Origin of the sequence: Paraburkholderia sp. GAS199 (assembly GCF_050436585.1) — a bacterium.
Classification (GTDB): Bacteria; Pseudomonadota; Gammaproteobacteria; order Burkholderiales; family Burkholderiaceae; genus Paraburkholderia.
Window position 1 is genome coordinate 252,356 of record NZ_JBNDMM010000003.1, and the last position, 15,173, is coordinate 267,528.

14 protein-coding genes are annotated in these 15,173 nt (G+C 63.5%); 8 read left to right on the forward strand and 6 right to left on the reverse strand.

Annotated elements, in window-relative coordinates; translation table 11 throughout:
- Positions 1–175 precede the first annotated feature (175 nt).
- On the forward strand, positions 176–1,282 hold the full coding sequence (locus tag P3T18_RS12785; protein ID WP_429300291.1) for a catalase family protein: 1,107 nt from the start codon (positions 176–178) through the stop codon (positions 1,280–1,282).
- 39 nt (positions 1,283–1,321) lie between these two features.
- Here P3T18_RS12785 and P3T18_RS12790 read toward each other — a convergent pair whose 3' ends face one another.
- Positions 1,322–1,969, reverse strand: coding sequence for a response regulator (locus tag P3T18_RS12790; protein ID WP_429300292.1), 648 nt, complete (start codon positions 1,967–1,969; stop codon positions 1,322–1,324).
- Between the two features lie 3 nt (positions 1,970–1,972).
- Positions 1,973–3,382, reverse strand: coding sequence for a cache domain-containing protein (locus P3T18_RS12795; protein ID WP_429300293.1), 1,410 nt, complete (start codon positions 3,380–3,382; stop codon positions 1,973–1,975).
- Positions 3,383–3,747: 365 nt separating this feature from the next.
- Here P3T18_RS12795 and P3T18_RS12800 point away from each other — a divergent pair, with 365 nt between their 5' ends.
- The 5 genes from P3T18_RS12800 (at position 3,748) to P3T18_RS12820 (ending at position 8,983) form a co-directional block, all read left to right on the forward strand.
- Entirely contained in the window at positions 3,748–3,945 is a 198-nt protein-coding gene (locus tag P3T18_RS12800) for a DUF3311 domain-containing protein (RefSeq protein ID WP_074286653.1), read from the forward strand.
- Positions 3,942–5,423, forward strand: a complete 1,482-nt coding sequence (gene mctP / locus P3T18_RS12805) for a monocarboxylate uptake permease MctP (protein WP_429300294.1) — start codon at positions 3,942–3,944, stop codon at positions 5,421–5,423. The genes P3T18_RS12800 and mctP overlap by 4 nt, the downstream gene beginning before the upstream one ends.
- 198 nt (positions 5,424–5,621) lie before the next feature.
- Positions 5,622–7,718 carry a D-(-)-3-hydroxybutyrate oligomer hydrolase gene (locus tag P3T18_RS12810; protein ID WP_429300295.1) on the forward strand — a complete coding sequence of 699 codons (2,097 nt, stop codon included), beginning with the start codon at positions 5,622–5,624 and terminating at the stop codon, positions 7,716–7,718.
- Between the two features lie 105 nt (positions 7,719–7,823).
- Entirely contained in the window at positions 7,824–8,051 is a 228-nt protein-coding gene (locus P3T18_RS12815) for a hypothetical protein (RefSeq protein WP_429300296.1), read from the forward strand.
- A 62-nt stretch (positions 8,052–8,113) separates the two neighbouring features.
- Positions 8,114–8,983, forward strand: a complete 870-nt coding sequence (locus P3T18_RS12820) for an exodeoxyribonuclease III (protein WP_429300297.1) — start codon at positions 8,114–8,116, stop codon at positions 8,981–8,983.
- A gap of 121 nt (positions 8,984–9,104) precedes the next feature.
- Here P3T18_RS12820 and P3T18_RS12825 read toward each other — a convergent pair whose 3' ends face one another.
- From P3T18_RS12825 to motA, 4 genes are all read right to left on the reverse strand, one after another.
- Positions 9,105–9,371, reverse strand: a complete 267-nt coding sequence (locus tag P3T18_RS12825; RefSeq protein WP_429300298.1) for a CsbD family protein — start codon at positions 9,369–9,371, stop codon at positions 9,105–9,107.
- Between the two features lie 145 nt (positions 9,372–9,516).
- Positions 9,517–10,200, reverse strand: a complete 684-nt coding sequence (locus tag P3T18_RS12830; RefSeq protein ID WP_429300299.1) for a Pr6Pr family membrane protein — start codon at positions 10,198–10,200, stop codon at positions 9,517–9,519.
- A 71-nt stretch (positions 10,201–10,271) separates the two neighbouring features.
- Positions 10,272–11,342, reverse strand: a complete 1,071-nt coding sequence (motB, locus tag P3T18_RS12835; protein WP_429300300.1) for a flagellar motor protein MotB — start codon at positions 11,340–11,342, stop codon at positions 10,272–10,274.
- 14 nt (positions 11,343–11,356) lie between these two features.
- Positions 11,357–12,226, reverse strand: coding sequence for a flagellar motor stator protein MotA (motA, locus tag P3T18_RS12840; protein WP_429300301.1), 870 nt, complete (start codon positions 12,224–12,226; stop codon positions 11,357–11,359).
- A 404-nt stretch (positions 12,227–12,630) separates the two neighbouring features.
- Here motA and P3T18_RS12845 point away from each other — a divergent pair, with 404 nt between their 5' ends.
- Together P3T18_RS12845 and P3T18_RS12850 are read left to right on the forward strand one after the other, a co-directional pair.
- Positions 12,631–13,644, forward strand: a complete 1,014-nt coding sequence (locus P3T18_RS12845; RefSeq protein ID WP_429300302.1) for a hypothetical protein — start codon at positions 12,631–12,633, stop codon at positions 13,642–13,644.
- 94 nt (positions 13,645–13,738) lie between these two features.
- The gene (locus P3T18_RS12850; protein ID WP_429300303.1) at positions 13,739–15,172 is read left to right on the forward strand and encodes a DUF2252 domain-containing protein; all 1,434 of its coding nucleotides are present in this window, start codon (positions 13,739–13,741) and stop codon (positions 15,170–15,172) included.
- Position 15,173 lies beyond the last annotated feature (1 nt).

The following is a 15,173-nucleotide window of genomic DNA, read 5'->3' on the forward strand; positions in this document are numbered from 1 at the left end:
CCGCGTGAACTCCTGGGCGCTTATCCGGATTATGCGGCGAATTTGCGCTGTATGGCGCGGGCGCTCGACGGTGTGGGCAGTTTCAGTGGCCGTCGGCATTCGCGGGAACACCCCTTGCTGTCCGTTAAGGCATTGCGCCGCGTCCGCGGCGTCCGACGCCTTTCTGGAGACCACCATGACCGATCCACTGACCATCGAACCGCTGCGCTTCGATCGTTCTTTCGAACAGATTCCCGAAGACGAAGCCGAGACCACGCGCGAACTGGTCGAGACGCTGCACAGCATTATTGAAACGACGTACAAGGACTATGGGCACGCCGTGCGCGGCGTTCACGCGAAAAGTCATGGTCTTCTGCAAGGCGAACTTCAGGTGCTGGACAATCTGCCGCCCGCCTTGGCGCAGGGCGCATTCGCGCGCGCGGGTACGTTTCCGGTGGTGCTGCGTTTATCCACGAATCCCGGCGATATTCTCGACGACAGCGTGTCGACGCCGCGCGGTCTCGCGCTGAAGATGATCGGCGTAGAGGGCGAGCGTTTGCCCGGCAGCGAAGGACAGGTGACGCAAGACTTCGTGATGGTGAATGCGCCTGCCTTCACCGTGGCGACGCCGAAAAAATTTCTGGGCACCTTGAAGCTGCTGGCAAAGACGACCGATAAGGCGCCGGGACTCAAGAAGGCTTTATCGGCGGTATTGCGCGGCGCCGAAGCGGCGGTCGAGGCGCTCGGCGGAGAAAGCGGTGCGCTCAAAAGTCTGGGTGGTCATCCGGAAACGCACATTCTGGGCGAGACGTTCTACACCTGCGTGCCGTTTCTCTACGGTCCGTATTACGCGAAGCTGAGCGTTGCGCCGGTGTCGCCGGAGTTGACCGCGTTGACCCATGCACCGCTCGACATGAACGGCAAGCCGAACGGTCTGCGCGATGCCGTCAACGAATTCTTCGCCACGCAGGGCGCGCAGTGGGAAGTGCGTGTGCAGCTCGCCACGAATCTCGAACGCATGCCGATCGAAGATGCCTCGGTGAAATGGCCGGAAGACGAAAGTCCGTACGTGACGGTGGCGCGCATCACGGTGAGCCCGCAGCCGGCATGGACCGACGCGCGTGCCGAAGTGGTGGACGACCAGCTGGCGTTCAGCCCTTGGCACGGCCTGAGCGCGCATCGTCCGTTGGGCGGCATCATGCGCTCGCGCAAACCGGCGTACGAGATGTCGTCGGGGTTTCGTGGTCAGCACAACGGCTGCCCGATGCACGAACCGCGTTCGCTCGAACCTCTGCCGGACTAATCCGGCGGGCGGTCGGCGGCCGGCGCCCCAAGCCGCAATCTACTGCCGCTTGCGCCGGTTTTCCACGGCGAATTTGATCAACTCGGCCTGGCCTTGCAGGTCGAGTTTGCGTTTCAGGTTCAGGCGGTGCGTTTCCACCGTGCGCACGGAAAGGTCGTTGCGCTGCGCGATCTGCTTGCTGGAGAGTCCTTCCGCGAGCGCGTCGAGAATGTCGCGCTCGCGCGGCGTGAGCCGCTCGACCGGCGATTGCGTGGCCGACGCCTGAATCAGTCGCGCGCCGAGTCCCGCGCTGAAAAACGTATTGCCTTCGAGCACCGCGCCGATGGCCTGAATGATCTCGGTGGCCGGCGAATCTTTCAGCACATAGCCGCTCGCGCCGGCACGCACAGACTGGGTGACGTATTCGAGGTTGTCGTGCATGGACAGCATGAGCACACGAATCGCCGGGAAGCGTTCGTGAAACATGCCGGCGAGCGCAATTCCGTTCATCCCGTTCATGCCGACATCCATCAGCACCAGATGCGGCTCCTGACTTTGTGCCAGCGCCAGCGCTTCCTGCGCATTGCCCGCCTCGCCGACGATTTCGATGTTGCGCACCGCTTCGAGCCGCGCACGCAGACCGTCGCGTACCAGCGGATGATCGTCGACGAGAATCAGACGGGCAATGTCCTGTGACATGTCGTTCATTTTTCAGGTTTCCTGCAAGGCAGGGGTTTGAGCCGCGTGCGCGCCGAGCGGCACACGCGCCGTAACGATCGTATGGCCAGTTTGCGAACTGAGCGACAGTCGGCCGCCCAGCGCCTCCAGACGTTCGCGCATGTTGCGCAGACCGATGCCCGCGCGCGGCCCGGCAAACGCATGCGCGAGATCGAAGCCGCGGCCGTTGTCGGAGACGGTGAGCGTGACGGCCTCGGTCGACACTTCCAGCGAAAGCGCCGCGTTCGAGGCCTGCGCGTGCCGCACGATATTGCTCAGCGCTTCCTGCGCGATCCGGAACAGAACGGTATTCACGGCATCGGGCAGTACGGGTGCATGCGTGTGAGCGATCTGCGTGAAGCCGATTTCGATGCCGGACTCGTCGCTCATTTCGCGCGTGAGCTGTTCGAGCGCCGCCGCCACGCCGAGATCGTCGAGCATCGACGGGCGCAGTGCGTGCGAAATGCGCCGCACTTCGCGCAAGGTGTCGGCGAGGCGCGTGAGACCGGTGGACAGCGCGGCCTCGGCGGCGGGCTCGCGCACCGCGCCGCGCTCGAAGCGCGCGAGCGCCGATTCGAGCAGCAGCTTGGCGGACACCATCATCTGGCTGATGCCGTCGTGCAACTCGCGCGAGAGCCGCGCGCGCTCGTTTTCCTGCGACTCGACCACCTGCTGCGCAAGACGCTTGAGTTTCGCGTCGGCGCTGCGATATTCGGTGACGTTGAGCACCAGCGCGCACAACGCGATGACGGCGAGGCCGGTCAGCGCGATCGTGTCGATCCATTTCATGGTGCGGTCGATGTTGGCGGCCGCGCCCTGGTCGATGTGCGCGAGCGTCGTGTCGATGTCGTCGAGATAGATGCCGGTGCCGATCATCCAGCCCCAGCGCTGAAGCGGCACCACGTAGCCGAGTTTCGACGTCACCTTGCCGGTGGACGGCCGATGCCATTCGTAGCGCACGTATCCGCCGCCGTGCGACGCCGCGGCCAGCAGCTGCTGGATGGTCGGTGCGCCTTGCGAGTCGCGCAGCGACCACAGATCGCGGCCCACCAGATCGGGCTCGCGCGGATGCATGAGGGTACGGCCGTGCATGTCGTAGACGAAGAAATAGCCGTCGGGACCGAAGTCCATTTTTTGCAGCACGTCGAGCGCGCGGGTGCGCAGCAATTCGTCGTCGCGCGCGTTCTGGCCGCTCGCTTCGTAAAGCGGCGCGATGGCCGTGGTGGCGAGTTCCACGTAGTGCTTGAGTTCGATCTCCTTGCTCGCCATGTACGCGGCCTGGGTGGTCGCATGCTGCGTTTGCGCGAGCGAGGTGGCCTGCTGGCGCACGCCGGTTTCGATGCTGGCGATGGCCGCGAGGAACGGCACGATCGCCAGCAGAATGATCTTGGCTTTGAGTTTCATCGGTGACAGAACCGCCGGCGGGCTACGTGGTATTACGTAGCCGGCTTACGTAGTTGCGCGCTTGTAAGGTCGCTCACGAAGGCGAATACTACATCCCCACGGCATACCGCGCCTTCCGGCCGCTTGCGCCTTGCCTTGCAAGGTCGCGCAAGCCGGGCCTACCGGACATTCATATAAACAGGCAGGAGACGACATTCCTCCGGACTCTCATCGAGTCATCGCCCATTCGTATGAATTTTCGAGCATTCCGACTCGCGCCGGGAAGCGTACTCCGAATGTGCCGGCCAATATCGTCTGGCCGGTTCCTTTTGCGCGTGACCACGAGTCATGGCGCACGGTTTCAATAATAGACTTAGGAGAAGTTCGTGGAGACCTCCCCATCCGCCGGCCGTTCATGGCTCTGGCTCATTCTGCTGATTCCGTACATCGCGCTGTTGTGGCTGCCGTTCTATAACGACACGCGTCCTTCGTTCGCGGGCTTTCCGTTCTTCTACTGGTATCAGTTTCTGTGGGTGCCGTTGACCTCGCTGCTGATTTACGTCGTGTACCGAGGTGTCAAATGAGCGATATCAATCCCGTGAACCCGGTTGCGATGACGGTCTTCATCGCCTTCTTCGTGCTCGTGACCGTGATCGGCTTTTTCGCCGCGCGCTGGAAACGCGGTGACCTGACGCAACTGCACGAGTGGGGCCTCGGCGGTCGCCAGTTCGGCACCGTCATTTCGTGGTTCCTCGTGGGCGGTGACTTCTATACCGCGTACACCGTGATCGCCGTGCCGGCGCTGGTGTATTCGGTGGGCGCCTATGGCTTCTTCGCGTTGCCGTACACGATCATCGTGTACCCGTTCGTGTTCGCCGTGATGCCGAAGCTGTGGAAAATCGCGCATGCGAAAAACCACATCACGGCTGCGGACTACGTGCAGGGCGAATACGGCGGCAAGTGGTTCCCGGCGGCTGTCGCGATTACCGGGATCGTCGCGACGATGCCGTATATCGCGCTGCAACTGGTGGGCATGCAGGTCGTCATCAAGGGGCTGGGCGTGACGGGCGAAATGCCGCTGATCGTCGCCTTCGTGATTCTCGCGCTGTACACGTATGCAAGCGGCCTGCGGGCGCCGGCCATGATCGCCTTCGTGAAGGACATCATGATCTATATCGTCGTGATCGCGGCCGTCTGGCTGATCCCGGCGAAGCTCGGCGGCTACGCGCACGTGTTCGACGCGGCCGATACGTACTTCAAGGCGAAGGGCGGCGCAACCGGCATCATCCTGAAGCCGACGCAATTCACTGCGTACGCTTCGCTCGCGCTGGGGTCGGCTCTGGCGGCGTTCATGTACCCCCACACCATGACGGCGGTGCTGTCTTCGTCGTCGGCGAATACGGTTCGCAAGAACGCGATTTTCCTGCCGGCGTACACGCTGCTGCTGGGCCTGATCGCCTTGCTCGGCTATATGGCGATCGCGGCCGGCGTGCACGTGAAGTCGGCGTCCGACATGGTGCCGGCGCTGTTCAACACGCTGTTCCCGTCGTGGTTCGTCGGCTTCGCGGCCGCGGCTATCGCGATCAGCGCGCTGGTGCCTGCCGCGATCATGTCGATCGGTGCGGCCAATCTGTTCACGCGTAACCTGTGGCGTCCGCTGGTTTCGCCGAACATCACGCCGGAAGCGGAAGCCTCGACGGCCAAGATCGTGTCGCTGGTGGTCAAGTTCGGCGCGCTGCTGTTCATCGTGTTCCTGCCGACGCAGTACGCGATCGACCTGCAACTGCTGGGCGGCGTGTGGATTCTGCAGATCTTCCCGGCCATCGTGTTCACGCTCTATACGCGTCGTCTGAATACGCCGGGTCTGTTCCTCGGCTGGCTGGTGGGTATCACGATCGGCACGAGCCTCGCGATCATCCAGGGTCTCAAGCCGGTCTACGCGCTGCATCTGGGCGACGCGGTCTATCCGGTGTATATCGGCCTGATCGCGCTGGCTGCGAACATCGTGGTGAGCTTCGTGGTGTCGCTGGTGTCGCCGCGCCGGGTGACGGCGGCTGCATAAAGCAAGTGTCTGACGGGCCGGCGCGGCAGGGGCGATGCTCCTGCCGCGCCGGCTTTTTTCGTTTGGGGCGGTCGTCTGCAAGGCGCCCCGCGCCCGCAAAAAAATTCCCTGCCGTTTACACATTCCTTTCCTAAACTTGCCATCAAGCTTCGCGGGCGAAGCGAGTCCACCGATAAAACAATAGTGGAGACGGCAACGATGATTTCACCGATCAGACCGGCAGCAGCGGCGAGCCTCGCCGCCTGTGCGATGGCCCTCGCGGCCTGCCATGGCGGCAACCACGACAATCCGCCCAAGCCGCAGGCCAATGTGCTGCCCAGCTTCGTCACGAGCGCAGTAAAAACCCAGTCCTACGACGGCAATACCGACGACCTGCTGACCGCCGGCCTCGGCAAGACCGGCCTCGCCTCGGCGAGCGCGCCGGCGATCGCCAACGCGGCCCAGCCGACCGCCGCCGAACTCCGGCGTCTGGCGATCTGGTCGAACTATCGCGCGCTGGTCGACATGACGGCCAACGGCGGCTACGGGCGTTACTGGGGGCCGAATGTCGACGTGAATGGCAACGACACGCTCGGCGAAGGCAAGATCGCCGGCAAGGAATACCTCGCCTTCGCCGACGACGGCAGCGGCAAACAGAACGTCAGCCTGCTGGTGCAGATTCCCACCAGCTTCAACCCGGATCAGCCGTGCATCGTCACGGCAACGTCGTCGGGATCGCGCGGCGTGTACGGGGCGATCTCGGCGGCGGGCGAATGGGGCCTCAAACACGGCTGCGCCGTGGCCTATACCGACAAAGGCAGCGGCAACGGCGCACACGAACTGTCGAGCAACCAGGTCACGCTGATCGACGGCACCTTGCAGGACGCCGGCACGGCAGGCAAGGCGAGTCTCTTCACCGCGAATCTGGGCACGAGCGATCTCGCCACGTTCAACGCGGCTTTCCCGAACCGCTATGCGTTCAAGCACGCGCATTCGCAGCAGAATCCGGAGAAAGACTGGGGCAAGGACACGCTGGAGGCGATCCAGTTCGCCTACTGGGCGCTCAACGATTCGTACGGCACGCTCGACGGCACCACGCGCACCGTGCGCTACAGCGCGGGCGGCATCACCACCATCGCGGCCTCGGTGAGCAACGGCGGCGGCGCCTCGCTCGCGGCGGCGGAACAGGACACGTCGGGGTGGATCACGGCGGTCGTGGTCGGCGAACCGCAGATCAATCTGCGGTTGCCGGCCCAGGTGTCGGTGGCGCAGGGCGGCGTGGCGGTGGGCGCGTTCGGCAAGCCGCTGGCCGACTACATGAGCCTCGCCAATGTCCTGCAACCGTGCGCCGCGCTGGCGCCGGCCGCGGCCGGCGCGCCGTATCTGACGGCCTTGCCGAGCGCCACCACCACGGCGATTCGCACGGCGCGCTGCGCTTCGCTCGCGAGCGCCGGCGTGATTGCAGGCGGGGACGTGACCACGCAGGCCACCAACGCGCTCGCCTTGCTGCATCAGAACGGCTATCAGACCGACTCCGACCTGCTGCACGCGCCGATGTGGGATTCGCAGGCCGTCCCGGCGGTGGCGGTAACTTATGCGAACGCGTACGCCCAGGCGAGCGTCACCGCCAACCTGTGCAACTTCAGCTTCGGCACGACGAGTGCGGCCGGCGCCGCGGGCGTCACACCCGCGGTCTCGCCGATGCTCACGGTGTTCGGCAACGGCAATGGCGTGCCGCCCACCAACGGCATCAACCTCGTCTATAACGCGGGCGCGTCCGGCGCGGCCGATCACCGGCTCGCCACCGCCGACGGTAGTTACGCCGGCGCGGCCTGCCTGCGCGCGTTATGGACCAACGGCACGCTGAACGCCAACGTCGACGCCATTCGCGTCAACGCGAATCTGCACGGCAAACCGGCGATCATCGTGCAGGGTCGCGCGGATGCGCTGGTGCCGATCAATCATGCGTCGCGTCCTTATCTCGGCATGAACTCGCTCGTTGAAGGCAGCGCCAGCAAGCTGTCGTTCTACGAAGTGACGAACGGTCAGCATTTCGACGCGTTCCTGAGTGTGGCGGGATTCGACACGCGTTTCGTGCCGGTGCATTACTACAACATCCAGGCGCTCAACCTGATGTGGAGTCATCTGAAGAGCGGCACGCCGTTGCCGCCCTCGCAAGTGATCCACACCACGCCGCGTGGCGGCACCGCGGGCGCGGCGCCCGCTTTGACGGCGGCGAATCTGCCCGCTATCGCTGCGAGTCCGGGCGTGAACGCGATCACGGTGGCGAACGGCGCGGTGAACGTGCCGAACTGATCGGGCCGCCACGGCTTCGTGCGCGCTCGGTGCACAAACCGGATGGCGGTGCGGAACGTCTCCTGCTGACTGTGTCAAAGAGAGAACGGGTTCAGAGGAGACGTCATGCAATTCGACTACCGCCATTTCCATATCGACTGCCGCGCGCGCCATGCCGACGAAGGCGTCTACTACGCGCGCGCCAGAATCACGCGCGTGCCGCAGGCGCGTGAGCGCTTCGAGTCGCATGAATCAGGGGATATCGACGCGTTTTCGAACGAGGCGGACGCCATCGCCTGTGCGCGCGCGTGGGCGATGGAATGGTGTGATGCGGCGGTCGGCCAGACGCACTGAAACCTGCTGCGGCCGTCAGAAGCGGGTCGCTTTTTTGCGGTGCTTTGCGGGGAGCAATGACATTGTCCAGGCTTCGGATTGCGACTTTCAATATCAACGGCATTCGCTCGCGTCTGCCGGCCCTGTTGCAATGGCTCGAGCGCGAGGCGCCGGATGTGGTCTGCCTGCAGGAGTTGAAAGCGGTGGATAGCGCGTTTCCCGAAGACGCGTTGCGCGAAGCGGGCTACGGCGCCATCTGGCAAGGACAGAGCGCGTGGAACGGCGTGGCGATTCTGGCGAAGGGCGAGGCGCCGCACGAAAGCCGTCGCGGATTGCCGGGCTACGAGCAGGATACGCAAAGCCGCTATCTGGAGGCGGCGGTCGACGGCGTGCTGGTGTGTTGCCTGTATCTGCCGAACGGCAATCCGCAGCCGGGTCCGAAGTTCGACTACAAGCTCGAATGGTTCGACCATCTGATTTCTCACGCCGCGAAGCTCTATAAAAGCGGCCATCCGGTTGTGATTGCGGGTGACTTCAACGTCGTTCCGACCGACGAAGATATCTACAATCCGCGCTCCTGGCTCAAAGATGCGTTACTGCAACCGGAAAGCCGCGAGCGCTACCGGAGTTTGCTGAAGCAGGGCTGGACCGACGCGCTGCGCACGCATTTCGGCGACGAGCGCGTGTATACCTTCTGGGACTATTTCCGTCGCCACTGGGACACGAATTCCGGCTTGCGTATCGACCATCTGCTGCTGAGCGCCGATCTCGCGCCGCGATTGCGCGAGGCGGGTGTCGACCGCTGGGTGCGTGGCGAGCCGCGCGCGAGCGATCATGCACCGACGTGGATCGAACTCGATATGGGCGCGAAGAAAACTGCGAAGAAAACCTCGACGAAGACCGCAGCGAAGGCCGCGACGAAGACCGCCGCCAGCCGCAAGAAAAGCGGCTAAACGATCGGTTAAGTCTACGGAATAATTTTGGCGACGCGCGAATGAACCAGCGGCGGCCGGTTGGCCCGGCCGCCGCTTTACAGCGCGCGAGAGACAGCGCGTTTAAGCACTCAGACGACGTTTAACGCCGATCCGCTGCGCCATGCGACCACAACGCGCCGGCAACGAAACCTGCCAGCGCCACGACCGCGATGGTGGTGAAGGGGCTTTCCGCCGTCGTGTCGCGCACGAGGCTCGTCGTGCTGGCGCACAGTTGTTGCGCCTTGCCGCTCAGTTCCTTCGCTTTACCGGCCAGTTGCGTGCCGGTATCGCCGAGTGCGTCGCCCACCGCGCCCTGTACCTTGCCCGCGACTTCCTTGACTGCACCTTCCGCTGAATTCGTGTCCATACGATGCTCCCATTGTCATAGTTACGTGTGAGCTGGTTGCAATTGCAACGCGCCACACCAAAGGACCGCACGGCCCGCCGGCCAGCGTGACGAGCCTTGCCCTCGTCTGACAGGGCGCAAAAAGCGCGCCCGGGAAATGCGGCATTCAGCGACGGCGCCGGTGATTGATCCCCACGAAGATCGCCATCAACATCAGGAAGCCGCCGAATAGCAGCGCGGAATTCACGACAACGTGCCTGACCCCGAGTTCGTCGACGTTGATGAACGGATAGGGATAAAAGTCCGACAGGCTGCCGCGCCAGAACGTGATGGCGAGATAGGCGAGCGGATAGATCAACCATAGCAGGCAATGCCGCAAGTTCAAATGAAAGCGCGGCACGAACAGGACCCAGTACAACGCGGCGAGCATCGGCAAAACGCTGTGCAGCGATTCGTTGAGCAGCAGCCGGTAAGCGGTGGGCGTCCACAGTCCGCGCAGCAACAGGTTATAGGCGACACCGACGAATGCCATATACACCACCACCGCCGTGACGACGGTGGGCAAGCGGAAAAAACGCACGATTGCCGGGCCGCGTCCACGCAAGGCGATGCAGGTGAAGCAGACCGCGCAGGCCAGCGCGGTGAGATTGGTGAGGTAGCTGCTCATGCGCGCAAGACCGTCGAGCACGCCGTAGCCGCGAGCGAGCATGCGCTGAACGGTCACGTCGGTTTGCGCGATGACCGACACCCACGCGATGACGGCGATGATGGCCGCGAGGGTGATCGAGGAAACGCTGGGCGTATGCAGCGGCAGTTCGGCTTCGCGTTGCGGAGGAAGGGTAGGGCGCATGCAACCGATTCTAACCACACCGCACGCGCCTTGCAGCAAGGCCCGTGCGGTGTGCCGGAAGCACCGCGATATTACGGTGAGCTATGCGTCCCGCTCGCAGGCTGCGCGCTCTGTGCGTCTTGAGCTGCACGCAAGGCCTGAACCGCTTGCACGGCCGGGATGGGTTGCGCCGACTGGGCGGGTTGCAGGCGGCCGACGACGCCGGGAATGGTGGAGCTCGCCGGTGTGGCTTCGTCGATCGTGGTGCGCCCGCCGTCCTGGAAGAACGCCATTTCAGCGGCCTTGTTCAGCACGAGAATACTGATGCGGCGGTTGGTCGGTTCGTCCGCCACGTTGCTGTTCAGCGGCAGGACATCGGCGAGTCCGCGCACCTGCAGCACTTTTTCGCCGTGCATGCCGCCCGACACCAGCGAGCGCCGCGCCGCGTTGGCCCGTTCCGACGAAAGCTCCCAGTTCGAATAACCTTCCGGGCCGGCCGTGTAGGGCACGGCGTCGGTGTGGCCGGCAATCGAGATGCGGTTGTCCACGTCGTTCAGCGCGGCGCCGATCTGCGTGAGAATCGTCACGGCATACGGTTGCAGTTTCGAACTGCCCGAGGGAAACATCGGGCGATTTTGCGAATCGACGATCTCGATGCGCAGGCCTTCGTTCGTGATCGAAATGCGGATCTGGTCCTTGAAGGCCTTCAGTGCCGGACTCTGCTCGATCAGCGCGGTCAGTTTCGCTTTCAGTTGCTGCAGACGCGCGGCGTCCGAAGGCGGCACGGGCGGCGCGGAGGTAACCGGCGGCGTCGGTTCGGTCTGGCTTCGCTTGCCGTCGCCGGGACGGGTGTCGGAAATATCGCGTCCGCCGCCCTGCACGATGTTCTGACGCGGCGATGCCGTGTCGCTGCCGCTCAGCAGGCTCGACAACGGCGTGTTGAAGTAGTCTTCGATGCCCTGCTTGTCGTATTTCGAGGTCGAGCCGAGCAGCCACATCAGCAGGAAAAACGCCATCATCGCGGTGACGAAGTCGGCGTACGCGATTTTCCATGCGCCGCCGTGGTGGCCGCCGTGATCGTCGCCCTTCTTCGAGCGGCGCACGATTACCGGCGCCGGCGTCGTCTCGCCCTGTTGCGACGAGCGCGCTTTTCGTTCGGTCATGATGCCGCTCCGCGTCAGGCCGACTTCGGCATCTTGGTGGCGCGCACGGCGTCGTCGAGTTCCTGGAAGCTCGGACGGTCAGCGGTGAACAGCACCTTGCGGCCGAACTCGACGGCGATCGGCGGCGCGTAGCCGGACAGCGAAGCCAGCAGCACGGCTTTCACGCACTGATACGGCTTGGCTTCGGCGCGGCCCTTGGCGGTCAGCAGATCGGCCACCGGGCCGATGAAGCCATACGCCAGCAGAATGCCGAGGAAGGTACCGACCAGTGCGCCCGCGATCATTTCGCCGAGCACGGCGGGCGGCGCGCCGACCGAACCCATCGTATGAACCACGCCCATCACCGCGGCCACGATGCCGAATGCGGGCAGGCCGTCGGCCATCTTCTGGATCGCGTTGGCCGCCACCGACGCTTCCGCGTGATGCGTGGCCAGTTCCTCGTCCATCAGGTCCTGCACTTCGAGCACGTTCACGTTGCCGCCGGACATCATGCGCAGGTAGTCGACGATGAAGTCGAGCAGATGATGGTCTTTAAGCACGTGCGAGTACTTCTGGAACAGCACGCTATCTTCCGGCGCCGCGACGTCGGCTTCGAGCGACATCATGCCTTCCTTGCGCGCTTTCTGAAGCAGCTCGTACAGCAGGGCGATCAGCTCCAGGTATTTTTCCTTGGTGTAGCCGCCGCTCTTGAAGCACGACGGAATGGCCTTGAGCGTTTTCTTCAGGGTGGAAGTCGGGTTGCTCACCACGAAGGCGCCGATCGCCGCGCCGAAAATACACAGGAGCTCGAACGGTTGAATGAGAGCGGGCAAATGGCCGCCCACGCCGACAAAACTACCGATCACCGAAGCGATCACCACGATCCAGCCGATTGCGACAAACATACTCTCTCCGTTGATTCCGCGCGTCGCACGATCGAATAAAACAGGCCCTAAGCGAAGGGGTTTTCGTGTGCTTCACAAAAGATTTGCATGTATTGGTAAACGGCGGAAATCGCCGTTGCTGAAGTGTGAATCCGGTAAAAAATAAAGCGATTCACCAGATGGTTAATCAAACTGGCGCGAATTCGGTAATTTTGTCTCGTCGATATTCGTTCGTTGAAGCCGCAACTAATCGCGTTCACCGTGCGATCGAAGCATTGCCAAACGTTTGCGCGTTTCATCCAGCGCGATTCCCGCAACGTGACCTTTTTACCGGACGGTCTGCTAGGATGGCCGGAATGTCTCGCGACACCCGATGTCACCGATGTCATTCCGAAGCTGTCATCCCTTCTGGAGATGCGAACAGCATGCGCAATCTGAACTCTGTTTCCAGCAGCAGGTGGGCGCTCAACGCGGCGCCTTGCGTAGCCGGTCTGTGCTTTCTGTTCGCGTCGCCGGGCAGCGAGGCTCAGGAGTTTTCCCTGTTCGGCGGCGGCTCGCGCGCAGGCAGTACAAACACCTACACATGGGCGTTCAATTACCAGGAAGGTCTGGGGCAATACTTTGCCGCCAGCTTCACCTGGCTCAACGAAGGCCATATCCCGGACCATCATCGCGATGGGCAGATGGTTCAGCTGTGGGGACGCCTTCCTGTCGGCAGCCCGCAATTCGTGCTGCAGGCGGGCGTCGGCCCATACCGCTACTTCGACACCACCACGGCAGGCCAGGGCGGCAGTTACTCGGACACGCACGGCTGGGGCGTCGTGTACAGCGTCCGCGCGGCGTACTATGCGTCGAGCCGCTGGATCACCCAGTTACAGCTGAACCGCGTGCACGTGCAGCGCGGTCCCGACGCGACCAGCCTGATGTTCGGCGTCGGCTATCAGCTCGACGCGCCGGGCGTGCCGGGTCCGCGAGACTGGGCTAGCGGCAGCACGCATAACGTAACGAATAACGAAGTCGCGTTGTATCTCGGCAAGACGATCGTGAACTCCACCAGTTCGCCGAGCGCGCTCGGCGGCGCGATCGAATACCGTCGAGGGCTGGCGAAATACCTCGACGTGACGGTCGGCTACCTGCACGAGGGCAGCAGCAAAATCTCGCGGCGCGACGGCCTGACCAGCCAGTTGTGGGCCACCCGCGCCTTCCTCGACGACAAGGTCACGCTGGCCCTCGGCCTCGGCGCCTACTACGCGATCAACGAAAACGAAGACAGCGCGTCGCCGGGACCGGGCGCCGGAAAATTCTCCGGTCTCGTGACGATCGCGGGCTCGTACAGGCTCACCAGCCAGTGGGACGCACGTCTCGAGTGGAACCGCGTGGTCACGCACTACAACCGCGATTCGGACGTGATTTTCGCCGGCGTCGGCTACCGTTTCTGAGCATTCACACAGATGACGCATCGGCATGGCTATCGTGCCGGTACTCGGTATGTTCAGACCGATGACGACGCGTCGCACTCTAACCGGAGAGAGCATGAAAGCCAGCACCATCGCCGAACGGGAGGCCCGTGGCCGTGCCGCCCGCGAACATTCGAAGCGCTCGAGCCATCGCACGGTGGGCGAGTTGCATCGCGATCCGATCGCGCTGCTCAGGCAGAGCAGCGAAGGGCGTGTGGAGAATCTGGTGCCGTTGCGCTACGGGCGCATGGCCGTGTCGCCTTTCACTTTCTTTCGTGGCACGGCCATCATTCAGGCGCACGATCTCGCGCAGATTCACGATAGCGGGCTCACCATGCCGATCTGCGGCGACGGCCATCTGATGAATTTCGGCGGCTTCGCGACGCCCGAGCGGCAACTCGTGTTCGATCTGAACGACTTCGACGAAGTCTCGACCGGCCCGTTCGAATGGGACCTGAAGCGCCTGTGCGCGAGTCTCGTGGTCGCGGCCCGCCATATGCGGCTGAGTCGCAGCACCGCCGAGCATCTGGTGATGACGGCCGCGACGGAATACCGCGAGCGGATGGCGCAATACGCGCAATGCGGCGCGCTCGAACTCTGGTACGACCGCATCACCTTCGATCGCATGGCGGAAACGGCGCTCACGCCGGAGCGCCGCCGCACCGTGCGTCGCGCGATGGAAAAAGCGGCCAGCCGCACGCACGAAAGTCTGCTGGAAAAGATGGCCGAGCACGACGGCGCGCATTGGCACATTCGCGACGCGCCACCCGCGCTATTTCACATTCTCGGCGCCAATACGCTGTTCACGGAGGAAGAAGCCGCCGTGTTCAAAGGCAACGACTGGCGCAAGTCGCTCGCGCCCATGTGGGGCGATTATCTGAAGACCATGTCGCATGACCGGCGCGAACTGCTCGATCATTTCACCGTGCAGGACATCGTCTTCAAGGTGGTCGGCGTGGGCAGCGTCGGCACGCGCTGTCTGGTGCTGCTGAGCGTCGATCACATGGGCAAGCCGCTGTTCATGCAGATGAAGGAGGCGCGGCAATCGGTGGTCGCGCAGTTCTACAAGCCGCCGCACGGCAAACACGCGCACACGGCGGTTAAGCACGAAGGCGAACGCGTCGTGCAAGGACAGCGCATGCTGCAGGCCGCGAGCGATATTTTTCTCGGCTGGGCAACCGGACCGCAGGGGCGGCATTTCTACTTCCGCCAGCTGCGCGACATGAAGCTCTCGGCCAACATCGAACTCTTCGACAACGACCTGCTGGAAGGTTATGCGCGCCTATGCGGCTGGATCATGGCGCGCGCGCATGCCAAGGCGAGCGGTCAGGCGATCGAGGTCAGCGCGTATATCGGCCGCGGCGACCAGTTCGCGGAAGCGCTCACCGCTTACTCCACGAGCTACGCGGATCAGGTGGAGCGCGACTACGACGTGTTTCTCAAGGCATGCCGCAGCGGCGAACTGCTCGCACGCTCGGACGAAGACATGGCGGCGGACTTCCGCGTCTAGC